The 20,485-nt window shown below is 51.9% G+C and carries 25 protein-coding genes and 2 pseudogenes; 5 read left to right on the top strand and 22 right to left on the bottom strand.

Annotated elements, in window-relative coordinates; genetic code table 11:
- Positions 1–19: 19 nt before the first annotated feature.
- Together ald and B0W44_RS07235 are read right to left on the bottom strand one after the other, a co-directional pair.
- A complete protein-coding gene (gene ald, locus B0W44_RS07240) occupies positions 20–1,123 on the bottom strand; it encodes an alanine dehydrogenase (RefSeq protein ID WP_077721288.1) in 1,104 nt (367 codons plus the stop codon).
- Positions 1,124–1,146: 23 nt separating this feature from the next.
- Positions 1,147–2,610, bottom strand: a complete 1,464-nt coding sequence (locus B0W44_RS07235; RefSeq protein WP_077719474.1) for a CoA-acylating methylmalonate-semialdehyde dehydrogenase — start codon at positions 2,608–2,610, stop codon at positions 1,147–1,149.
- 216 nt (positions 2,611–2,826) lie between these two features.
- Between B0W44_RS07235 and B0W44_RS07230 the strand changes: the two genes are divergently transcribed.
- Both B0W44_RS07230 and B0W44_RS07225 read left to right on the top strand, forming a co-directional pair.
- Positions 2,827–3,270 carry a PucR family transcriptional regulator ligand-binding domain-containing protein gene (locus B0W44_RS07230; RefSeq protein ID WP_077719473.1) on the top strand — a complete coding sequence of 148 codons (444 nt, stop codon included), beginning with the start codon at positions 2,827–2,829 and terminating at the stop codon, positions 3,268–3,270.
- A complete protein-coding gene (locus tag B0W44_RS07225) occupies positions 3,201–4,025 on the top strand; it encodes a PucR family transcriptional regulator (protein ID WP_149026947.1) in 825 nt (274 codons plus the stop codon). Before B0W44_RS07230 ends, B0W44_RS07225 begins: the two co-directional genes overlap by 70 nt.
- Before the next feature lie 82 nt (positions 4,026–4,107).
- Here B0W44_RS07225 and ytxJ read toward each other — a convergent pair whose 3' ends face one another.
- On the bottom strand, positions 4,108–4,455 hold the full coding sequence (ytxJ, locus tag B0W44_RS07220; RefSeq protein ID WP_077719471.1) for a bacillithiol system redox-active protein YtxJ: 348 nt from the start codon (positions 4,453–4,455) through the stop codon (positions 4,108–4,110).
- Positions 4,456–4,673: 218 nt separating this feature from the next.
- On the opposite strand from ytxJ, the gene trhO reads away from it, so the two are divergent.
- Positions 4,674–5,594: an oxygen-dependent tRNA uridine(34) hydroxylase TrhO gene (gene trhO / locus B0W44_RS07215; RefSeq protein WP_077719470.1), complete on the top strand. Its 921-nt coding sequence runs from the start codon at positions 4,674–4,676 to the stop codon at positions 5,592–5,594.
- A 31-nt stretch (positions 5,595–5,625) separates the two neighbouring features.
- Here trhO and spoVAE read toward each other — a convergent pair.
- The 3 genes and pseudogenes from spoVAE to spoVAC all read right to left on the bottom strand — a co-directional run bounded on the left by spoVAE (position 5,626) and on the right by spoVAC (position 7,539).
- Positions 5,626–5,975: pseudogene (gene spoVAE / locus B0W44_RS07210) on the bottom strand (stage V sporulation protein AE).
- 83 nt (positions 5,976–6,058) lie between these two features.
- On the bottom strand, positions 6,059–7,060 hold the full coding sequence (gene spoVAD / locus B0W44_RS07205) for a stage V sporulation protein AD (protein ID WP_077719469.1): 1,002 nt from the start codon (positions 7,058–7,060) through the stop codon (positions 6,059–6,061).
- Positions 7,057–7,539 carry a stage V sporulation protein AC gene (gene spoVAC, locus B0W44_RS07200; RefSeq protein ID WP_077721287.1) on the bottom strand — a complete coding sequence of 161 codons (483 nt, stop codon included), beginning with the start codon at positions 7,537–7,539 and terminating at the stop codon, positions 7,057–7,059. The genes spoVAD and spoVAC overlap by 4 nt, the downstream gene beginning before the upstream one ends.
- Positions 7,540–7,825: 286 nt before the next feature.
- Here spoVAC and B0W44_RS07195 point away from each other — a divergent pair, with 286 nt between their 5' ends.
- Positions 7,826–8,248, top strand: a complete 423-nt coding sequence (locus B0W44_RS07195) for a YhcN/YlaJ family sporulation lipoprotein (RefSeq protein ID WP_169835465.1) — start codon at positions 7,826–7,828, stop codon at positions 8,246–8,248.
- Between the two features lie 79 nt (positions 8,249–8,327).
- Here the strand turns inward: B0W44_RS07195 and glpK are convergent.
- The 4 genes and pseudogenes from glpK to B0W44_RS07175 form a co-directional block, all read right to left on the bottom strand.
- Positions 8,328–9,823: pseudogene (gene glpK, locus B0W44_RS07190) on the bottom strand (glycerol kinase GlpK).
- Positions 9,824–9,880: 57 nt separating this feature from the next.
- Positions 9,881–10,492 (bottom strand): glycerol-3-phosphate responsive antiterminator, encoded by a 612-nt coding sequence (locus B0W44_RS07185; RefSeq protein WP_228441586.1) that lies wholly within the window; start codon positions 10,490–10,492, stop codon positions 9,881–9,883.
- A 180-nt stretch (positions 10,493–10,672) separates the two neighbouring features.
- Positions 10,673–10,879: a DUF378 domain-containing protein gene (locus tag B0W44_RS07180; protein ID WP_077719467.1), complete on the bottom strand. Its 207-nt coding sequence runs from the start codon at positions 10,877–10,879 to the stop codon at positions 10,673–10,675.
- Positions 10,880–11,477: 598 nt separating this feature from the next.
- Positions 11,478–12,548: a tetraprenyl-beta-curcumene synthase family protein gene (locus tag B0W44_RS07175; protein ID WP_077719466.1), complete on the bottom strand. Its 1,071-nt coding sequence runs from the start codon at positions 12,546–12,548 to the stop codon at positions 11,478–11,480.
- A gap of 370 nt (positions 12,549–12,918) precedes the next feature.
- Between B0W44_RS07175 and B0W44_RS07170 the strand changes: the two genes are divergently transcribed.
- Positions 12,919–13,455: a hypothetical protein gene (locus B0W44_RS07170; RefSeq protein ID WP_077719465.1), complete on the top strand. Its 537-nt coding sequence runs from the start codon at positions 12,919–12,921 to the stop codon at positions 13,453–13,455.
- Positions 13,456–13,470: 15 nt separating this feature from the next.
- Here B0W44_RS07170 and B0W44_RS07165 read toward each other — a convergent pair whose 3' ends face one another.
- The 12 genes from B0W44_RS07165 to B0W44_RS07110 form a co-directional block, all read right to left on the bottom strand.
- Entirely contained in the window at positions 13,471–13,830 is a 360-nt protein-coding gene (locus B0W44_RS07165) for a YraN family protein (RefSeq protein ID WP_077719464.1), read from the bottom strand.
- Positions 13,817–14,113: an EscU/YscU/HrcU family type III secretion system export apparatus switch protein gene (locus B0W44_RS07160; protein WP_077719463.1), complete on the bottom strand. Its 297-nt coding sequence runs from the start codon at positions 14,111–14,113 to the stop codon at positions 13,817–13,819. Before B0W44_RS07160 ends, B0W44_RS07165 begins: the two co-directional genes overlap by 14 nt.
- Positions 14,110–14,406, bottom strand: coding sequence for a flagellar hook-length control protein FliK (locus B0W44_RS07155; protein ID WP_149026945.1), 297 nt, complete (start codon positions 14,404–14,406; stop codon positions 14,110–14,112). Before B0W44_RS07155 ends, B0W44_RS07160 begins: the two co-directional genes overlap by 4 nt.
- Positions 14,382–15,692: a hypothetical protein gene (locus B0W44_RS07150; protein ID WP_077719461.1), complete on the bottom strand. Its 1,311-nt coding sequence runs from the start codon at positions 15,690–15,692 to the stop codon at positions 14,382–14,384. Before B0W44_RS07150 ends, B0W44_RS07155 begins: the two co-directional genes overlap by 25 nt.
- A 30-nt stretch (positions 15,693–15,722) precedes the next feature.
- Entirely contained in the window at positions 15,723–16,508 is a 786-nt protein-coding gene (locus tag B0W44_RS07145; RefSeq protein ID WP_077719460.1) for a ribonuclease HII, read from the bottom strand.
- On the bottom strand, positions 16,505–17,371 hold the full coding sequence (gene ylqF, locus B0W44_RS07140) for a ribosome biogenesis GTPase YlqF (protein WP_077719459.1): 867 nt from the start codon (positions 17,369–17,371) through the stop codon (positions 16,505–16,507). The genes B0W44_RS07145 and ylqF overlap by 4 nt, the downstream gene beginning before the upstream one ends.
- Entirely contained in the window at positions 17,368–17,958 is a 591-nt protein-coding gene (gene lepB, locus B0W44_RS07135) for a signal peptidase I (protein ID WP_077719458.1), read from the bottom strand. The genes ylqF and lepB overlap by 4 nt, the downstream gene beginning before the upstream one ends.
- A gap of 73 nt (positions 17,959–18,031) precedes the next feature.
- Positions 18,032–18,379 carry a 50S ribosomal protein L19 gene (gene rplS / locus B0W44_RS07130; protein ID WP_077719457.1) on the bottom strand — a complete coding sequence of 116 codons (348 nt, stop codon included), beginning with the start codon at positions 18,377–18,379 and terminating at the stop codon, positions 18,032–18,034.
- Positions 18,380–18,489: 110 nt separating this feature from the next.
- Entirely contained in the window at positions 18,490–19,236 is a 747-nt protein-coding gene (gene trmD / locus B0W44_RS07125) for a tRNA (guanosine(37)-N1)-methyltransferase TrmD (RefSeq protein ID WP_077719456.1), read from the bottom strand.
- Between the two features lie 6 nt (positions 19,237–19,242).
- Positions 19,243–19,767: a ribosome maturation factor RimM gene (gene rimM / locus B0W44_RS07120; protein ID WP_077719455.1), complete on the bottom strand. Its 525-nt coding sequence runs from the start codon at positions 19,765–19,767 to the stop codon at positions 19,243–19,245.
- Positions 19,764–20,177 carry a YlqD family protein gene (locus B0W44_RS07115; RefSeq protein WP_077719454.1) on the bottom strand — a complete coding sequence of 138 codons (414 nt, stop codon included), beginning with the start codon at positions 20,175–20,177 and terminating at the stop codon, positions 19,764–19,766. The genes rimM and B0W44_RS07115 overlap by 4 nt, the downstream gene beginning before the upstream one ends.
- A gap of 51 nt (positions 20,178–20,228) precedes the next feature.
- Entirely contained in the window at positions 20,229–20,456 is a 228-nt protein-coding gene (locus B0W44_RS07110) for a KH domain-containing protein (RefSeq protein ID WP_077719453.1), read from the bottom strand.
- Positions 20,457–20,485: the final 29 nt, after the last annotated feature.

The following is a 20,485-nucleotide window of genomic DNA, read 5'->3' as shown; positions in this document are numbered from 1 at the left end:
TCAAACGCAATCGTCTGGTTCAGTTCATCGTATGCGGGTCGAGGCCTAACGATTTCGCCACTGTTTGGTTGGTCACACGCCCTCTGCTGACATTCAGTCCTTTTTGCAGTGGCTCGTTTTCTTCCATCGCCCGCTTTAAACCTTTATTGGCTATTTGCAGCGCATAAGGCACAGTAGCATTCGTCAACGCCAATGTGGACGTGTACGGGACAGCTCCTGGTATGTTCGCCACAGCGTAATGCAGTACCCCGAACTTTTCGTAAACAGGGGCGTCGTGTGTCGTCACCCGGTCAACGGTGGCAATGCATCCCCCCTGGTCCACCGCGACGTCCACGATGACAGATCCTCTTTTCATTTGTCTGACCATCTCTTCCGTAACGAGTTGCGGCGCTTTGGCCCCAGGCAACAAGACCGCTCCGATCAGCAAGTCCGCTTCTTTGACAGCGGCGGCGATGTTGTACGCGTTCGACATGAGAACATGCACTTGACCTGCGAACAGGTCATCCAACTGGCGCAGTCGCTTCGGATTGTTTTCCAAAACGGTCACATTCGCCCTGAGACCTAACGCCATTTTGGCCGCGTTCGTCCCCACGACCCCGCCGCCGACGATGACGACGTTTCCTTGTGCAACACCGGGGACACCTCCCAGTAAAACCCCGCGTCCGCCGTTGTGTTTCTCTAAATAGTGAGCGCCGATCTGGACCGACAGACGCCCGGCCACTTCACTCATCGGCTGGAGTAAAGGAAGAGAACCGTCGGGGAGCTGAATCGTCTCGTAGGCGATGGCATGCACGTTGTGCTTCATCAGCTCGTACGCGAGATTTCCAGCAGCCGCAAGGTGTAAGTACGCAAAGATGATCAGTTCTTCCCTGAAATAAGCGTACTCAGACTCCAGCGGTTCCTTCACTTTCAGAATCATGTCAGCTTGATTCCAAACTTCTTGCACCGAGGCGATGCTCGCCCCAGCTTCACGGTACGCTGCATCTGAAAAACCGCTGCCTTCGCCTGCCCCTTTTTCTACGACGACACCGTGTCCGGCCTTTACAAATTCGGTAACGCCGGCAGGGGTAATCGCCACACGGTTTTCGTTATTTTTGATTTCTTTCGGCACACCGACAATCATCACGTGACCCCCTCCTTCAGAAACTAAACGTAACGCGACGTAATCATTTTTTTGCGAGTGTAAAATTCGATCCCGTCTTTACCGTTCGCGTGGAGATCGCCGTAAAACGAATCTTTCCATCCAGAAAACGGGTAAAACGCCATCGGAGCCGGCACTCCAACGTTCACTCCGAGCATTCCAGCCTCTACTTCTTCTCTGAATTTGCGCACTGCTTTTCCGCTGTCAGTGTAAATGACGGCGGCATTGCCATACCTGGAGCGGTTTACAGTTTGCATTGCTTCATCGAGGTCGTTCGCCCGCAGTAAGCTTAAGACCGGGGCAAAAATTTCTTCCCGCGCAATAGTCATCTCCGGCTTGACACGGTCGAATATCGTCGCCCCCAGGAAATATCCCTGTTTAAACGCGTGCATGTCCTGACGCCCGTCGCGAATGAGCACCGCCCCTTCTTCAATTCCTTTTTCAATGTAGTCGAGCACTTTCTTCCTGTGGGATTCACGAATGAGGGGGCCTAACAATACCCCATCTTCCATCCCGTCGCCCATTGTGATTCCATCCGCTTTGTCCTTTAACGCCTGAACAAATGCGTCATTGTCTCCGACGACGACGACGGCGCTGCACGCCATGCACCGTTCACCGGCACTGCCGAAGGCAGAGTTGACAATGCTTTCAACCGTTTTTTCGATATTGGCGTCGGGCATGACGATATGGTGGTTCTTAGCTCCGGCCAGGGCTTGCACGCGTTTGCCGTTGGCGGCTGCCGTTTCGTAGACGTATTTCGCCACCGGCTGCGATCCGACAAACGAAATGGCTTTAACGTCTGGGTGTTCCAGCAAGCCATTCACTACGTCATGGGCCCCGTGCACGACGTTCAACACCCCGTCAGGCAACCCTGCTTGTGTCAGCAATTCAGCTAGTTTGTTTGCCAACATCGGGGTCCGCTCCGACGGCTTCAGAACAAACGTGTTGCCACAGGCGATGGCCAGCGGAAACATCCAGCACGGTACCATCATCGGAAAGTTAAACGGCGTGATGCCGCCAACGACGCCGAGTGGGTAGCGAAACATTTCTGAATCGATGTCGCCCGCGATGGTCGATAACGTTTCTCCCATCATGTGCGTGGGAACGCCCGCCGCAAACTCGACGCACTCGATTCCCCGCAGCACCTCGCCGTACGCTTCTTTGTAGCTCTTACCGTTTTCTAGCGTAACCATTTTGGCCAGTTCGTCATGGTGCTCTGTCAATAGCTGGTGATAGCGGAACATCATTCTGGCTCGTTTCGGAATCGGTGTGCGTCTCCACGTGTCGAACGCCTCCCGTGCAGCCTGTACAGCCTTCTCCACATCGGCGTTACGCGAGATCGGCACCCGTGCCAGCGGTTCACCTGTAGCCGGATTGGGGACGACTTCTTCCCGGTCTGTCTCGGCCGTCACCCATTTTCCGCCGATGTAATTTTTAAGCAGTGAAACGCTTTTAGTCGCAGTATTCATCTTATCCCTTCCTTAACAGGCGATTAATTCGCAAGTGATGAAAGCTGTGATAGAATAAGCTTACACATACAATATAAATGACAGCGCTACCAATATCATTATGCAATGTGTTAATCGTTTTCACTGCACGATTTGACATTGTGTAAACAGTCCCTATCTTCGCACAAAACCTTCGCCACCCGGTTTACTTTCACATGACAGAAAGGGAGGAATGACATGGCCTATTCCTTTAAACTGACGGTTCGCGACGTACTGCAACGCCCGCACTTTAAAAGCGCGACGCTCATATCAGGCCAAAAGGGCGTTTACCGAGTCGTGAACTGGGTTCACATCGTAGAAGTGAAGGAAATCCGCCACTTGCTCAACGGGAATGAGCTCATTCTCACCACTGGGGTCGGGTGGGGAAAAACGAAAGCGAGCCGCCTTTCTTTTCTCAAGCAGCTCATCGAGCGGGATTGTGCCGGTCTGTGTGTCGAACTCGGACTCGTTTTCAAAGATATTCCAGACGATATGCGCAAGCTGGCAGACGAACACGACTTCCCCTCATCGTATTCCCGAACGAGGTCCGCTTTATCGACATCACACAAGATTTGCATACCGTCATACATGAGGCGAAGCAACAACACCTCCAAGAGGAGCGTTGGATCCGCGACTGGCTAGAGGGAAAGTTCGGAGAAGAAGACGTACGCCGCCATCTTCTCACACATCATGCATCAGAAAAGGCGAATGGCGTCGTCGCGTGTATCCTGGCGTTCGGTCATGAACCTTTGCGCGATTCGACTTTTGCGCGGTTGAGCATCGTCTCTCGCACGGCATTTTCCGGACAGCGTTTTTCGCTGTTCCCAATCGGCGACGATAAACGCATCGTGTACATTCTCATCGACCACGGGTTAGAAGAAAACTGGAAACAGCGTATCCAAAAGGGGATTCAATCTGTCAAACAGTCTCTCCGACTCCCCGCTCCTTCTGTGCAATTTGGCATTGGCAAGCGCGTGGCACAACTGAGCCGTTTGCACAAAAGCTTCCAGACCGCTCAGGAAGCGTTAAACATTCAACAAAAAACAGGTGAGGGGGAAGACGTCTTTTATGACGATCTACACATTCTCCGCATCATCTCCGGTTTTCAAGATACGGACAGACTTTACGAATTTATGATGGACTATTTGCGACCTGTCATTGAATACGACCAAAAACATGGCGGCGAGATGATGAAAACACTTAAAGTGTTCCTCGCCTGTAACGGGTCGAAACAGGAGACAGCCGCGAAGCTGTACATCGTCCGTCAAACGTTGTACAACCGCTTGGAAAAGCTGGAAGAGATGCTCGGATCTGATTTCATGCTCCCCGAGAAACGCCTCGCCATCGAGTTTGCAATCGCAGCCTACGAATACGATCGCCCTCCAGCCGATTCGTAACCCCTTCTCCTTCAGGTCGTCTCTTTATGTTCGCCTCGGTCATCACTTTTTCGAGAATAAGGAGTGTCATTTTTTAAGCGTGTTAACTGAGAGCCTCCCGAATGCTTTGTTGCGTAATGTCCCAGTGGGAGCGATTCCACGTTTCTTTCCGATCTTTCACCACGATGGCTTGCGGCGACTCGTGTTTCACGCCGAGGTCGTTCGCAATTTTGTTCGAGACATCACGGGACTCTATGACCTTCACCATCACATAAGAGACATCTTCCCGCGGTTCACTTTCCAAGTACGCCGTAAACTCCTTCCACGCGTTCGCGCTGATCGGACACGTCGTACTGTGTTTAAACACGAATACAGGCTGAGATTCTGATTGGGACAGCACGTCTTCCCAATCCGCTAACGTTTTCATTTCTTTCCACTCTGCCAACGGCATTCACCTCGTTTTGTCTTTTCCATCATGTTAACACATCTTGCCTCCGTCTTCATTGAAGTTCACCCCTTTGGATGACATCACTCTCCGTCCGCATCGCGGCAAACTCTGATCCCGCCCCCGGTGACAACTGTGTCTCAAGCCGTGGCACACGCCAAGTGGATATGCTAATATATATGGCGTCAGTCCATTTACTCCACATGTGGATAGGGTGAAGCGACATGCCAAACAGTAAACCGTACAGAATTTTGCTGTATTACAAATACGTGCACATTGAAGATCCCCGTCAGTACGCTGAAGACCATTTGCGATTTTGTAAAGAGCTCGGATTGAGAGGGCGCATTTTAATCGCAGAAGAAGGGATCAACGGAACCGTTTCAGGCACGACTGAACAGACCGACATCTACATGAGGGCGATGCACGGGGACCCGCGGTTTCAAGATATGGTATTTAAAGTGGATGAAGCAGACGGACACGCCTTTAAACGGCTCTCTGTCAAACCAAAAAGGGAACTGGTCACGTTGCGCTTGGAAGAGGACGTGGACCCAAACAAACTGAGCGGTAAACGGCTCTCTCCAAAGGAATTTTACGAGCACTTGCAGCGCGACGATGTCGTCGTCATCGACGCTCGCAACGACTACGAGTACGATATCGGCCATTTCCGGGGAGCCATCAAGCCGGAAGTGAGGACGTTCAGGGAATACCCGGAATGGGCGCGCAAAAACTTAAGCCAGTACAAAGACAAAAAAGTGATCATGTACTGTACGGGCGGTATCCGTTGTGAGAAGCTATCGGGATTTTTCTTAAGAGAAGGGTTCAAAGACGTCTCCCAACTAGACGGGGGGATTGTGACGTACGGTAAAGATCCGGAAGTGAAAGGCCGGTTGTTTGACGGCAAGTGCTACGTGTTTGACGAAAGAATTTCCGTGCCGATCAACCAGGTGGAGCACAAGGTGGTCGGTCAGTGCTATTACTGTGGCAAGCCGGAAGAGCGCTACGTCAACTGTGCCAACCCGGAGTGCCATTTCCACCACATCTGCTGCCACGAGTGCGAGGAGAAGTACAAACGCTCCTGTTCTGAAAAATGCCGCAACCACCCGTTAAACCGGTACAAATTAGAAAAAGAGACGATCCACGCGTAAAAGCCGGAGAAAAATGACGACTCCGGCTTTTCTATCCCTTCGGTTTAAACAGCAAAGCAGCTAGAAAACCGAAAATAATCGCCGCCGAAATACCGGCGCTCGTCACTTCAAAAATTCCGGTTATGACCCCGATTAATCCGTGCTGTTCCGCTTCAGCCATCGCTCCGTGCACGAGGGAATTGCCAAAGCTCGTGATCGGCACGGTCGCGCCGGCGCCAGCGAAGTCAATGAGCGGTTCGTACAGACCAAAACCGTCCAAAAGTGCCCCGATGACCACGAGAATACTTGTCATGTGAGCAGGTGTGAGCTTCAGCACGTCGAGCATGAGTTGACCCACGACACAAATCAATCCCCGACGACAAAGGCCCAGAAAAAGATCATCCTTCGTTCATCCTCCTTGTAGCGTTATCCTCGACAGAGACCTTACCCGTGACGTGATGGCACCGCACCTTCCGCATGATGGACTACCCCGCTTCGATGGCGACGGCGTGTGCGATACAAGGAATGCTCTCCTTCTGCTGATAACTGATGGGCGAATGGAGAGCCCCGGTCGCCACAATGAGCACTTTGTTCAGTTCACCTGACCGCATGCGGTTTAAAACGTGACCGTACGTGACGCAAGCCGAGCACGCGGCGCCGCTGGCGCCCGCCTGAACCGGCTGTTCCTCGCTGTAAATCATCAGCCCGCAGTCGTTCAAACGGTCTTGCGGCAACTGTAAGCCGTGTTCATCTAAAAGGTCCACCATCGTCCTGAAACCAATTTTTCCCAAATCCCCTGTTAAAATGAGGTCGTATTCCGTTTCTGAAAGCCCCAAATCGCGGAAATGGGCTTCAAGAGTATCCGTGGCGGCGGGCGCCATCGCCCCTCCCATGTTGAAAGGGTCTTTCAGCCCCATATCCACGATGCGGCCAATGGTCGCCGCCGTCACACGGGGTCCCGCCCCCTCTGATGTGACGACTGCCGCCGCTGCTCCCGTCACCGTCCATTGTGCTGTCGGGGGTTTCTGACCGCCGTACTCCGTCGGATAGCGGTACTGCTTCTCCGCCGTGGCATTGTGGCTCGCTGTCGCCGCCATCGTACGTTCTGCGTTGCCACTGTCTACGAGCAGCGCAGCCAAAGCTAATCCTTCCATCGACGTCGAACATGCGCCAAAAAGGCCGATGTAAGGCACTGCCATCGTGCGCGCCGCAAAACTGCTGGAGATAATTTGGTTCATTAAATCTCCCGACATGACGAACTGGATATCTTCCTTTTGCATGCCAGCTTTGTCGACGGCACGCTCGCACGCTTGTTCCAGAAGTTTTTTCTCCGCTTTTTCAAAACTGTCCTCGCCGAGCCACAGATCCTCGTGCAACACGTCGAAGTCTTCCGCAAGCGGCCCTTTCGCTTCAAAGGGACCTCCGATCGCGGCAGCAGCCGTAATGACGGGACGATTTTGGAAAACCCACGTTCTCCCCTGGATCACGACAATCCCCCTAATCCTTGAACGATCGTCTTCACAATGGCGATAACGAAAGCCGCGACAACACCAAACACGATCACCGATCCGGCTAACTTGAACATGTTGCCGCCCACGCCGAGTACATACCCCTCTGTCCGGTGTTCGATCGCTGCAGAAGTGATGGAATTGGCGAAACCAGTAACGGGGACAGCAGTTCCGGCCCCAGCCACTTGCCCGATATGGTCGTAGACGCCCAAACCTGTCAACAATGCCGAAATGAAAATAAGGGTCGCGACTGTCGGGTCACTGGCCGTTTTCTCCGTAAACTCAAAAAACCGCATATAAAACGTCTGAATGCATTGCCCGATGAGGCAGACTGTTCCTCCGAAGAGAAAGGCCATCAGACAATTTTTCGCGACAGGTCGCTTAATTTCGCGGTCTTTAGCAAATGCCTGATAGTCTTCTTGGACTTCCTTCAACTTTTTTTTCTTTTGGTCGGACATCTGATTCACCTCGTTTTCGTCAAAAAAAGCTTTCGTTCGTTTGACAACGGCATCCCGTATATCCTCCGGTCCGTCACGAACTGTTCGCAACGGTTCTTGAGGGTCAAGAGGAATCGTCCAGGTCCTCCAACATGTCAAGCTGCTCCGTTTGATGGTCTGACATTTTGATTGTGATACATAAAACATTTTTTTATGCAAAACATGTTATAAAACATTTTTTTATGCAAAACATGTTATAAAACATTTTTTTATGCAAAACATGTTAGTGGAAAGGGGTATGAATGAGATGAAGAAGACATTCGCCATCGCCAGTTGTGTCGTCCTCACACTGGCCCTTGCAAGTTGCGGCGCCACGACGCAAGAACCGTTATCTCCCCAGCAAGTAGAGCAGTTGTCCCAAAAACGGCCCAATTTACATATTCAAACGTCTGAGGAGGCGAAACAGATCGCCTTACAAAACAATCGGGTGGATGAAGCGGCAGCTGTCGCCACTGACAAGGACCTCTCGGTAGCCGTCCGCGTAAGCAATTTCAACCGCCTCCGTCTGCAAAGTATTCGCAAAGACGTCCACGGAAAACTGAGAAACGCGTATCCGAAACACGAGATCCACGTGACGACGGACAGCAAAATCTTTGCCGAATTAAAGAAACTGGAATCTTCACTGAAAAAAAGCCCGCCCCCCAAAAGAGAGACGTTGAAAAAAGATTGAAAAAGCTGAACGACGACATGAGGGGATAAACGCAAAAAGGCCCCTCGCAAAAGGGCCCTTTCACGTCGGACTCAATCCGCTATTTAAAATGCATCGCCGCTTGTACCGCTTTTTTCCAACCCGTGTACAGTTTATCCCGCGTCCCTTGATCCATTTCAGGGACGAACCGCTTTTCTACGGCTCGGTTTGACTTAATTTCTTCTTTGTCTTTCCAAAATTCGACAGCGAGGCCGGCCAAATAAGCGGCACCGAGCGCCGTCGTCTCCAAAACTTTGGGACGTTCAACGGATGAACCCAAAATGTCCGCCTGAAACTGCATCAAAAAATCGTTCGCTACAGCCCCTCCGTCTACACGCAGTTCCTGCAAGCGGATGCCGGAATCGCTCTCCATCGCCGTCAGCACATCGCGCGTCTGGTACGCAAGGGATTCGAGGGTTGCCCGGACGAAGTGCTCCTTCTCTGTCCCCGGGTCAGACCGAATACAGCGCCGCGCACGTCGCTGTCCCAGTAGGGAGCCCCCAGTCCGACGAATGCCGGCACCATGTACACACCTTCCGATGAGTCGACCTTCATGGCGTACGCCTCGGACTCCTTGGCTTCTTTGAACATTCTGAGCCCGTCGCGGAGCCATTGGATCGCCGCTCCAGCGACAAAAATACTGCCCTCTAACGCGTATTCCACGCGACCGTCGACACCCCAGGCGATGGTTGTCAGCAACCCATTTTGAGATGCGACAGCCTTTTTTCCGGTATTCATCAGCAGGAAGCATCCCGTTCCGTACGTGTTTTTAGCCATGCCGCTGTCAAAACACGCTTGCCCGAACAGAGCTGCCTGTTGGTCGCCGGCTACACCGGCAATAGGCACTTCGTGACCAAAGAAATGGTAAGGGACTGTACGGGCGTACACTTCACTGGACGAACGGACTTCTGGTAGCATCGTTTTGGGTACGCCCAACATGGCCAGCAACTCTTCGTCCCATTCTAATTCGTAAATGTTGTACATCAGGGTTCGGGAGGCGTTCGTGTAATCTGTGACGTGGGCTTTGCCGCCCGACAGTTTCCAAATCAGCCAGCTGTCGATCGTCCCGAACAACAGCTCTCCCCGCTCCGCCCTCTCCCTGGCTCCTTCCACATGGTCAAGAATCCACTTGACTTTCGTTCCTGAAAAGTAAGCGTCGATGAGCAGTCCGGTCTTCTGTCTCACCGTCTCACTGTAACCCCTTTCTTCCAGTTCTCGGCAAATGTCTGCCGTTTGTCGACTTTGCCAGACGAGGGCACGGTAGATCGGCTTCCCGCTCTCCTTGTCCCACACGACAGTTGTTTCGCGCTGGTTCGTAATGCCGATAGCCGCCACTTGTTGCGGTTCGATTCCAGTCTTTCCGAACAAATCAGCCATGACGGCCAACACGCTGCCCCATATTTCGTTGGCGTCATGTTCCACCCACCCCGGCTTCGGAAAGTACTGTTTAAATTCCCGTTGCGATGTCCCCCTCACATGGCCTTGCCGGTCAAACAGAATCGCCCGTGAACTCGTCGTCCCTTGGTCAAGGGCTAAAATGAACGTCTCTCTTTCCATATGTACTCCTCCTTACGCGTTTTGTTGATAATTGTATGAACGGCCTGGCGCCTTTCATCACTGTTTCAACTTTAAAGTCCACAACGCTTTTTTCGATGTGGACACGCTCACGGCTCCGGCCGCTAGCGCCGCTTCGACGTCTTCTTCTTTTTTGATCAGGCCCCCTGTAATAATTGGAATCCCAGTTAAACGATTCACCTCACGGATCGCTGAAAAAGCGACGCCTGGCAGTACCTCGATAAAGTTCGGTTCGGTACTGCGAGCATTTTGAACTCCGGATTCCATGGCTAAACTGTCGATCAAAAACAGACGTAAGATGCTGATGATGCCGTATTTTTTTGCCGACAAAATCACGTTGCGACGCGTCGATATAATACCGTCCGGTTTCACGTGCTGGGCGAGGTAATCGATTGCGTATTCGTCTGTTTTAAGCCCTTCAATTAAATCGGCGTGAACCAGTATTTTTTTATCCTGCTGTTGCACGTAATGCACGATGTTGTGCAAATTTGTGAGTGAACTGTCCAGCAACACGACGTACTCCACCGGGAGTTCCAGAGCATATTCAAAGTCTTTCATGCGGCGTATAGCAGGAATGACCTTTTGACGAATCTCCATAATAAAAAAAGATGCACACCAATCCCCAGCCGGTTCAAGGGGTTCAGTGTTCATCTCCTCCGTCTCACCACCACACCTATTTACTTTAATTCTAGACTAACTCATAAATCCCCCTTCGGTCAACAGTGAAACTCACGATCACACACCGAATTTTCAATTGGTCCTACACGAGGGATTCTACTCGCACACACAAAAAAGCCGAGGTCCCTCGGCTTTTCTTAGAACATGTTAAGGTTAGCTTGATTCCCCAGCCGCTTCCCTGTCACGAAATAAAAGGGAAATCCCGTATATCCCGGCGATGCCGACGATTGTATACACAATGCGGCTCAAAACGGAAAATTCTCCGCCGAACAGGGACGCAACCAGATCAAATTTAAACAGTCCGACTAACCCCCAGTTGAGGGCGCCCACAATGAGCAAAATTAACGCCAAACGATCCAATCAACGACTCCTCCTTCTTTGAGAATCTCCTTTTAGCATATCCGTTCCCGCAAAAGATATTCACTCCGTTAAAATGATAAGTTAAATCTAAATTTTAATCATGTAATAAAAATTTTTGGAATAAAGTATTTACGAACACACCCTTCAATTGGTACAATGTAGTTGCAGAAATACACATCACATTCTAAACTTCTCTAAACTATCTACTTAAATCTGCCTCAACGTCGCCATCCACACGTTCCAATCCCACCAGTTCCCTAATAATTATTTAAGAGTTAAAAAAAAACCGAACGTTTTTTCGTCCTATTGCCATATTGTGTACACAAACAGCATAAAGATGTAGTAACCCTGTACTGATTCGCCCATTAATAAGGAGGTGAATCATATGGATGATTGGATCTTGCTCTTCGCCGCTGTCATCCGCCTCCTAGACTCCATCATCCAATTTATGGGGCGCCGAAAAAAGGGAAAAAAGCCCCCACCTGGCCATGACGAGTGATGAAGGCTTTTCCCTACAGAACCTAGAGAAGCGCCACCTTCTCTAGGTTCTTTTTATTTATATTCTCATACGAGGCAATTATGTGACTGATCATGTGGACTAGTTTGTGACAAAACGATACAGCCGGCTGTTAAGGTAAAACAAAACAGTCGACCAGCGAGATCGCTTTAAGATTCCGTGGGACACAGCCGATACTAAGGGCTGTTCGCGCACCTTTTTATCTGATAAGTACAGGCCTAACAGGCCTTCTACAACCATGGTGTGAAAGGAACGGTCAGATAAAGAATGGAGGTGCTTTCGCGCCTGTTCGCGAAAGTATTGCAGCCGTGCAATCGTGTCGGACGTGCTTTTATAGTACGAACAAAAGTTCAGGTCGCCTCCTACCTCATCCTCGCCTTGGTCGATCAAGTAGTCCAACAGTATATGTAGTCCACACACCCAGGGAAAATAAGCTTGAACGATTTGTTGCACTCGCTCTCGGTCCGGGTCCGTCTCGCATGCAACTTTAAACAACATAAACACTAGAAGCGTGGATCCTGTGGCTGCGGAAAACTCGTACCATCTAAGTTCCGGGTAGTCTGGCCGGTACGTCTGCCACCATCGTTTCAGCAGCAGTTCTCGCTCCCGAGGGTCGACGTGTTTGTACACCTGCAGATCGCAGTAGAGGGAGACGAATCGCCGTATTTCTTGGTATACGAGGTCGTAGTGGGGAAATTGACGAATTTGCTCCTGACACGCTTGGACCAGGTGACTTAAGTATCCCCCATCCTCCTTTTCCTTCCGGTACTGATAGTAATCTTTGACGGATTCGTCTGGATTGATCGCATCTAACATCGACTGATGTAATTGGCGAAAGTCTCGTGGGTCCAAAGACGTGCTGCGGTCACACAAATTGTCTAAATAGTCGCTGATCGTTTGAAAAGCGACGATTAACTTCACTAGTTGTCGACGGTACTTCGTTCCAGTGACGGCATATATGCTGCCGCCTTCGCAGTGAAATTGTTTGGTCGTCATACTGGCGATTGCTTGTCTTCTCAATTCCGAGTCCGGAATGTTTTCCGCTTCGGTGCGCCAGTGCTTCAGCTCCTGGTGCACGAGGGGAAATACATGGCGATACGTTTGATATAACAACGCAAACGGAAGACTCAGTTTCAACTGACGCACACTCATAATCGCTCCTTAAGCAAAAGACAGAGAAGTTTTCCAACGGTAACATCTTTAATGATAATGAATAGGCTCGCACAAAAGCAAGGTTTAACCGCACCACCTTGTGACATTTTTATGCCATTTCAGGAAGAGTCTATTCCTTTTGCAGTGGGATAGACGGCATAGAGATCTATCTAGCGGAACGTACCGTGTGCGACCGTGTTTACAACATCAGCACCTGCTGTCTCGTTCGCACGGGAGAGGAATGTCGAGGGATCGTTGTCACCCTTTGCTGACGTCCAAACGCGGGTACGGACGTCTGTACAGAAAACGAAAACCTTGATAGAATCGTTATGGTTTATGGAGCTAGTATTACACGTTTGGAGGGATACGGTTGCTGTCCAAAATCAAACAACTGATTGAGCCGCATCGCGAGGAACTGCCGAACGACCCGGAGCAAAAGGTTCACCCGGGTGACGGTGACTCATCAGAGGGACGCGCTTTCAGAGAACAATCGGATGAACGGCACCGCATGCATATCGAGTTTTTTTACTTTCACCCCCGTCCTTCGACGGATCTTCAGCTGTCGGAACGAGAGCTGGACCGCCTGCCCATCATGTGTGTGACGGTTCACTTTATGGAGAAGGACAAGCCAGTTCCCCATTGGATGTCCGCAATCTTAAAAGGACTGGAGGACGTTCTCGCCGCCATGGAGGTCCCCTTCCAAAAAGTCGACCAATCCCACCTGTACAGTATTTTTGTCGATGTGAAGGGCCCTGTAAAACAGGACATCAAACGTGTATTTCAACTGCTCGTCAAGCAGTTGTACCACCTTCACCTCCGCGACGAAAAAACGGTGACGCTCCGCGTTCACGTCGGGGGAGACGAACTTTACAGCGATTTGCTCGACGCGTTTCGAGAACAGCGTTGACAGTGCGCGTGCACGTTAAAAAGCGCCGGGGATGTGGACAATATCCGGTTTGCCAGAAGACAGGGTAACGGTTACGACGTCAAACCGCAACGGCATGTCCAACAGCCGATGTCGCTGGGCGTACTGCAAGCCGAGTCGCCGGACTTTTTGCTGTTTGCGGTAGTCGACGGACTCTGCAGCGGTACCGAAACGGGGGCTTCGCTTTGTACGCACTTCCACAATGACGAGACAAGGTTTGTCCGGCGGGATGGCCACAATGTCCAGCTCTCCGATACGTGATCGCCAGTTCACGTCAAGGATTGTCCATCCTTGTTGTCGAAGGAACGCTTGCGCGATTTTCTCTCCTCGCTGCCCCGTCATTTTACGTGTGTCCACCTTTTGAACCCTCCTGGCGATCCATCCGGTATACGAAGGCGAGAATTTCCGCCACCACTTGGTACAGGTCTTCCGGTATGTGTTCATTCAACTCCAGTTGAGACAGGACCGAAACGAGGGTAGCGTCCTTTTGGATGGGAATTCCGTGTTTCTTTGCCAATTCCAAGATTTCTTCGGCCACTTTTCCCGATCCTTTTGCTGTCACTCGCGGTGCCCTGTCTTCATGGGGGAGATAACGCAAAGCGACGGCCTTCGGAAGAGAAGACGGTTGGTTCCGATTCATATGCGAATGTCGACTCCTTTTTTTCCGGCTAGCGTCAAGGGGTGCACCGCTGCGTTCACCTTTTCTCGCTGCTGAGACAGTGGATAAACGGTGACATTGGACAACCGGTACCCGGTCGCCGCCAGTCGTTCGCGCAGATCCGACTCGAAGGGACGCATCTGCTCCTCCAAACGAATGTCGTCCGAATACCACTCGACGTGCACGACACGGTCGACAATGTGGACAATCAAACAGCTTGGACCCAATCGCTCCAACTCCAGTTGCAACATCACCCGGCAGTTATCTTGATCCAATTTCCCCTTTGACGTGCGACGAGTCCACACGTGAACAGAAGCATCGCGACCTTCGGCAGCATAAAGCGGAAGATGCAGGAGCACGTACTGCCAGTTTGCGTCGTGAGGCGTGCTGAGTAACAGTTGCTGCCCCGTGATGTACTGGACGGCGTTTTCGGCCACCTTCCGCGCGTGGGGGGAATGGGAAGTTGCAGTAAACGCATCAAACTTTCTTTCAGACTGGATACGCTTGTTTCTCCAGCCAGTGCGCTGTGCGATGGTCGATCTGGCACGCTGCGAATCAGGCGGAAGACGTTCCACTCCCGGTCCACGCCGATCGTTTTGAACCACTTTTGTATGAATGGAACGGTCACGAGGGGGTCGCTTTGACTCCCTGCAGCCGATTCGCTTGGCCAGTCCGGAATGCCACCAGTTGAGGTGCGCCCTTGTGCGGTAGGATGAGAAGGCGCAGAACGGGGGACGTGGAGCGCATCTGGAGAGGCTTGACCGGGTCTCAACCCGTACGTAGTTTTGGCAGTCTCCCCGTCGGGTGCGTAGGTGTGAGGCGCTGTCACGACGCTGTGCGTTCCACCTTGAGGGAGAGCCGTCGCTGTCGAATTGGCCGACCCTTGCGCCGAACGGTGTGTGTTGAATCTGATCACCGCTTCTATCTGTTTTAAAGCCGATGCGACCTCGGCTTTCGTACTAGATTCAAGGGTACTTCCCGTCTCGACCCACTGTTGTAGCCGTTGCTTCAACTTGGATAGCTGGGACGACAACGGCGGACCTGACGTAAACTGGTGGATGGCTGAAACGATGGGCACATTGAGCGGGAGCCGCTTGGCAAGGGACAACAAAACGGCTCGCTCTGTTTCCGCCGACTGTCCGAGTCGCAGCCAAACAGTTGCCAGCTGCTCAAGGGATTGCCGCGTGAGCGGGAGATCATGCCGGATAAGGAAATTGGCCGCTTCTACGCGTTGCCTGGTGACTGTAAGCCCCCAGCTTTTTAACAGCGCGGGAACCGTCGGCGGCACGATTGGCTTCGCCGTGTTTCGGTCCGTCACCACTTTTAAGACCAGGTGGTCAGGATCGGACTGAACTTGAAACCAGTGGTGTGTCTGCGCTTTGAGCGGAACTTCCGTCACAGCGCGAAACGTCTGGTTATGTATCTTGACGACGACTTCCCGGTCGCTCAACGTCCTGACAACTTCCCCGATCACGATTTGCCCTGGGGTGTATGTGAGGGGGTGTTCGGAAAACCGCCCCTCGCCCACACGTAAAAAAGCCTGTACCAGTTGTGCAAACACCTTTACACTCCCTCTCCCAGACAGTACGCGCTATGTCGCTCTTGCGACACAATCGCGCACAGGCGCAAACGAACGGCGGTGTTCGGCTGTCGGACCGTAGCGCTTGAGGGCTTCAAGATGTTCTGCCGTCGCGTACCCCATGTTCCGTTCAAACCCGTACTGAGGATACAGCTCCCCCAGTCTTTTCATCAACCGATCCCGCGTTACTTTCGCCACAATCGACGCCGCTGCGACAGAGATACTTTTTTCGTCTCCGTCAACGATCTTCTCTTGCACCACTTCGAGGTTAGGGAGCACAACGGCATCGTTTAGCAACACGTGCGGCTGAGGGGTCAGTTGTCGGACTGCCAGCGACATCGCTTCCAGAGATGCACGGTAGATGTTGATCTCGTCGATACGGTGTGCCGGCACAGCAGAAGTGGCCCATGCAACCGCCATCCGGTCAATCTCGGCAAATAAGCGTTCTCTTTCAGGAGGACTTAGTTTCTTTGAATCGTTCAACCCGCGTATGTAACAGTCATGCGGCAAAATGACGGCGGCTGCCACGACGGGGCCAGCGAGAGGGCCTCTTCCCACCTCATCCACACCGGCAATCGGCTCAAGTCCCTGCTCCCGGTAAAAGCGTTCAAAGCGCGACATTTCCTGCCACTTTTGTCTCAACAGACGTTCACGCTCTCGCTGCCGCTTCCATCGGGCAAGCAGTCTTTGAACGCCCTTGCGCTCGTCCGATTCCAATTGGAGCACCCACTCCTCTGAAACGTCAGCTTCTCCCAATTTGCGCTTTATTTCTTGAATCGTCATCTTTGCCTGTTTCATTTAGCCCTTTCGGTCCAATCTTCGGGAAATTCCAGCGTAACTCTGCCGAGTTTGCCACTCTGTAAATCGCGCAAGAGGGCGTCTGCCGCCCTTTCCCAATCGACGACACCACCACTTGCGACGCAGCCTCGTCTTTTTCCAATCTCCTCGAGCACATGCACACTGTCTTCGGAAAGCACATCCAGTTGGTACCGCTCCTTTAGCTCATTAGGATAGCGCTCACGCAAGTAGCTCACAGCGAACAGCGCCACTTCCTCCACTGGAAAGATGTCTGCCTTGATGGCACCGCTTGCAGCTAGACGCTGTCCGATCACAGGGTCGTCAAACTTCGGCCACAAAATGCCGGGCGTATCCAACAACTGCATCTTTCGACCGACTTTAATCCACTGCTGTGCTTTTGTCACTCCTGGACGGTCTCCTGTCTTCGCCGCGCTCCTGCCGGCCAAGCGGTTAATCAACGAAGATTTCCCGACGTTTGGGATGCCGACCACCATCGAGCGCACTGTCTTTTTTTGTATCCCCTTGTTCTGCAAGTGCTTTTGCCTGTCGCCAATGAGCTCTGCCGCAAGGCGGGGAAGCTGCTGGACGCCTTTCCCCGTGCGGGCATCGATCAGGACGGCCTGGACCCCTCGTGTTTCAAAGTACTCCAGCCACAACCGGTTGGCGTTCGCATCAGCGAGGTCATATTTATTCAACAAGACGAGACGCGGTTTCCCCGACAGAATCTCTTGCATCATCGGATTGCGGCTGGACAGGGGAAGTCTCGCATCCAGAAGTTCCATCACCACGTCCACTTGTTTTAACCTTTCTTCTACCTGCCGTCGCGCTTTGGCCATATGACCGGGAAACCACTGGATGCTCACGTACCTTCCCCTCCCCAGTGCAGCATGTGCACTTCCGACAGCGGCCAAAACACGAGCTCTGCCCGACCGACAATCGCTTCAAATGGAACAGGGCCTATTTCGCGGCTGTCCTCGCTGTTCGGCCGATTGTCTCCCATGACGAACACGTGTCCTTCTGGAACCTTTACCGGTCCAAAATCGGCCGTGTAGTTCAAACCGTTCTCGCGGTATTCCTCTTTCACCCCTTGCAAATACGACTCGTGCTGTTCTTCACCGTTGATGTACAGTTTGTCATCTACCATTTCGACGGTTTCACCTGGTAAACCGATCACCCGCTTTATGTAATCTTTCTCAGCCGTTGCGTGGAAAACGAGAATTTCTCCTCGTTCGGGTTCCCTTATAAAGTAAATGAGTTTATTGACAATGAGGCGCTCGTTGTCCGCCAAGTTGGGAACCATGGACTGTCCGTCCACCAAAAAAGGCGCGAATAAGAAGGTCCGAATGATCACTGCCAGTGCGATGGCGATTAAGAGGGCTTTCGTCCATTCCCAAAATTCTTTCCAACTCGATTTGACACGATTTGATGAACGGGAGACACTTTCGCTCATCAGTTCTCCTCGCTTCCGATTTAACATGTGATAATATGCAAAAGGGACTTGTTGCCAAGCCCCCTTCCTGTCCTCATCGTCGCGCTTCTTTAATCCGTGCCGCTTTACCGCGCAGTTTACGCAAGTAATAAAGCTTTGCCCGACGCACCTTGCCTCGACGGACTACTTCGATCTTGTCAATCTTCGGAGAATGAAGCGGAAATGTTCGCTCGACTCCGACCCCGTAAGACACTTTACGGACGGTGAACGTTTCACTGATTCCTCCGCCCCGCCGTTTGATGACGACGCCTTCGAACACCTGGATCCGTTCACGCTGTCCTTCTACGACTTTCACGTGAACTCTCAGGGTGTCCCCAGGGCGGAAGTCCGGAATGTCTTGGCGAAGTTGCTTTTCACCCACTTGGCGTACCGTCTCGTTCATCAGTGTTCCTCCTTCCACACGAGCGTTCTTGCCGGTTCCTTCCCGACAGCGGACCGCTGTATTCAACAACAGATATTCTACCACACGGGTTTTGGAAAGACAAACGAAACTTAGCCCTCACCGCGAGAAAGTTGCCTCAAAAACTGAATCTCTGCTTCGCTCAAGTCCGCTTGGTCCAGCAATTCCGGACGTCGTTCCCACGTGCGCTTAATGGACTCAAGCCTCCGCCATTTTTCGATCTCCGCGTGATTGCCGGAGAGGAGGATGTCCGGTACCCGCCAGCCTCGAAATTCTGCAGGTCTCGTATATTGGGGATACTCCAAGAGACCGTCGGCAAACGAATCGTCCTGGGCTGACTGTTCGTTTCCCAGTACACCCGGCAGTAACCGGGCGACGCCATCCACGACGACCATTGCCGGAAGTTCCCCGCCCGTTAGAACGTAATTCCCAATGGAAAGCTCGTCCGTCACCAAGTATTGCCGGATGCGTTCATCAAATCCTTCGTAATGCCCGCATATGAGGATTAAATGATCGACTTGTGCCAGTTCTTTCGCCTTCTCTTGATTGAACAGCTCACCTTGAGGCGTCATGAGGACGATGCGGGTCTCGGATTCTGGCCTCTCCTTCAGCGCCAGTACGTGTTCCACCGCGTTGAAGACAGGTTCCGGCTTGATGACCATTCCCCCACCTCCGCCATACGGAGGTTCGTCAACGGTCCGGTGCTTGTCTTCACTGAAGTCGCGAAAATTGACAGTGTTTACCTTTAACAGGCCTCGATCAATGGCTCTGCCGAGAACGCTCGTACGGAGGACGTGATGAAACATTTCAGGAAAGAGTGTCAAAATATCGATATGCATGCGCCGTCACTCCAACCCTTCCATCCACTCGATTACGATGCGCTTCTGTTCGGGAAACACTTGTTTGACCACATCGGCGATGTACGGGAGGTACAGATCTTTCTGACTGCCCTGCCGCTTCACGACCCATACGTCGTTGGCACCAGGTTGCAATATCTCTTTGACCGTCCCGACGTGTGCTCCGTCTGTCGTAAACACATCACATCCAATAATCTCGTGAAAATAGTATTCATGTTCTCCCAGTTCGTGTAGAGCGTCTTTAGGAATTCTGATCTCAGCTCCCCGCAGTTTCTCCACTTCATCAATAGAATCAAATTCGCGAAATTTTACAATGTAGACTCCTCTGTGCCGGCGACTGTGGGCAACGGTTACGCTGGATGGAAGTTCCGCGCGGGAGTGGACAAGCGTCAACGAGCTGCCAGGTGAGAACCGCATTTCTGGAAAATCGGTCCTGATTTTCACCCGCACTTCTCCGTGCAACCCTTGCGGTTTCACGATATTGCCGACGACGAACGACTCCGGTGTTGTCACGTCCCTTTCCCTCCGCGAATTTCGTACACCACACCGTCCTTTAAAACGATCTCTGGCTTTTTCATCAGGTCTTCCCACCGATCTCCGATCTCAACCGTCACGTCGCTTTCGACGTGGCTGTGTACGATTTCGCTCCCTTCCTGCAGTTGTTCGATTTGTTCATACTGAACTTTCAACTGACCGCGTTTTTTTTGGCGTTCAGCCACTTCTTTTTGAAGTTTTTCCTCTGCTTGCTGTATCACGTCCCGACCTTGCTTTTCAGCGCGGTGCATCAATTTTCGGCGTTCAAATGACAGCTGTTCCAACTCCAGTTCCAACTGGCGAATGGACTGCTCGCACTGCTGAAGCAGATCTCTTTTTGTTCGGTTCGTTACAATCATTTTCACGGTGACCGGCCTCTTGATCCGCATGAAGCCACCTCCCGATACAACAAGCGGGTTGGTGATTCCAACCCACTCCCATTAAATAATCTCGATCTGTACGCGTTTGTTTTCTTTCAGAGCAGCGGAGCTGACGATCGTGCGCATCGCTTTGGCAATGCGTCCCTGTTTGCCGATCACTTTTCCCATATCTTCCTTAGCGACGGAAAGCTCGTACACGATCGTCTTCTCCCCCGTCACTTCCCGCACTTCAACTGCTTCAGGATGATCCACTAACGATTTTGCCAGAACTTCGACAAGCTCCTTCACTTCACACCCTCCCTGGTGGTGGCGCGGGA

It is taken from the genome of Novibacillus thermophilus (assembly GCF_002005165.1).
In the GTDB taxonomy this organism is placed as follows: domain Bacteria; phylum Bacillota; class Bacilli; order Thermoactinomycetales; family Novibacillaceae; genus Novibacillus; species Novibacillus thermophilus.
This window is presented reverse-complemented; position numbering and strand designations above follow the sequence as displayed.

Coding starts and splice junctions, on each gene's coding strand:
- ald (WP_077721288.1), bottom strand. CDS start 1,123: ATGATTGTCGGTGTGCCGAAAGAAATCAAAAATAACGAAAACCGTGTG.
- B0W44_RS07235 (WP_077719474.1), bottom strand. CDS start 2,610: ATGAATACTGCGACTAAAAGCGTTTCACTGCTTAAAAATTACATCGGC.
- B0W44_RS07230 (WP_077719473.1), top strand. CDS start 2,827: ATGGCCTATTCCTTTAAACTGACGGTTCGCGACGTACTGCAACGCCCG.
- ytxJ (WP_077719471.1), bottom strand. CDS start 4,455: ATGCCGTTGGCAGAGTGGAAAGAAATGAAAACGTTAGCGGATTGGGAA.
- trhO (WP_077719470.1), top strand. CDS start 4,674: ATGCCAAACAGTAAACCGTACAGAATTTTGCTGTATTACAAATACGTG.
- spoVAC (WP_077721287.1), bottom strand. CDS start 7,539: ATGTCCGACCAAAAGAAAAAAAAGTTGAAGGAAGTCCAAGAAGACTAT.
- B0W44_RS07195 (WP_169835465.1), top strand. CDS start 7,826: ATGAAGAAGACATTCGCCATCGCCAGTTGTGTCGTCCTCACACTGGCC.
- B0W44_RS07185 (WP_228441586.1), bottom strand. CDS start 10,492: ATGAACACTGAACCCCTTGAACCGGCTGGGGATTGGTGTGCATCTTTT.
- B0W44_RS07175 (WP_077719466.1), bottom strand. CDS start 12,548: ATGAGTGTGCGTCAGTTGAAACTGAGTCTTCCGTTTGCGTTGTTATAT.
- B0W44_RS07160 (WP_077719463.1), bottom strand. CDS start 14,113: ATGAATCGGAACCAACCGTCTTCTCTTCCGAAGGCCGTCGCTTTGCGT.
- B0W44_RS07145 (WP_077719460.1), bottom strand. CDS start 16,508: ATGAAACAGGCAAAGATGACGATTCAAGAAATAAAGCGCAAATTGGGA.
- lepB (WP_077719458.1), bottom strand. CDS start 17,958: ATGAGCGAAAGTGTCTCCCGTTCATCAAATCGTGTCAAATCGAGTTGG.
- rplS (WP_077719457.1), bottom strand. CDS start 18,379: ATGAACGAGACGGTACGCCAAGTGGGTGAAAAGCAACTTCGCCAAGAC.
- trmD (WP_077719456.1), bottom strand. CDS start 19,236: ATGCATATCGATATTTTGACACTCTTTCCTGAAATGTTTCATCACGTC.
- B0W44_RS07115 (WP_077719454.1), bottom strand. CDS start 20,177: ATGCGGATCAAGAGGCCGGTCACCGTGAAAATGATTGTAACGAACCGA.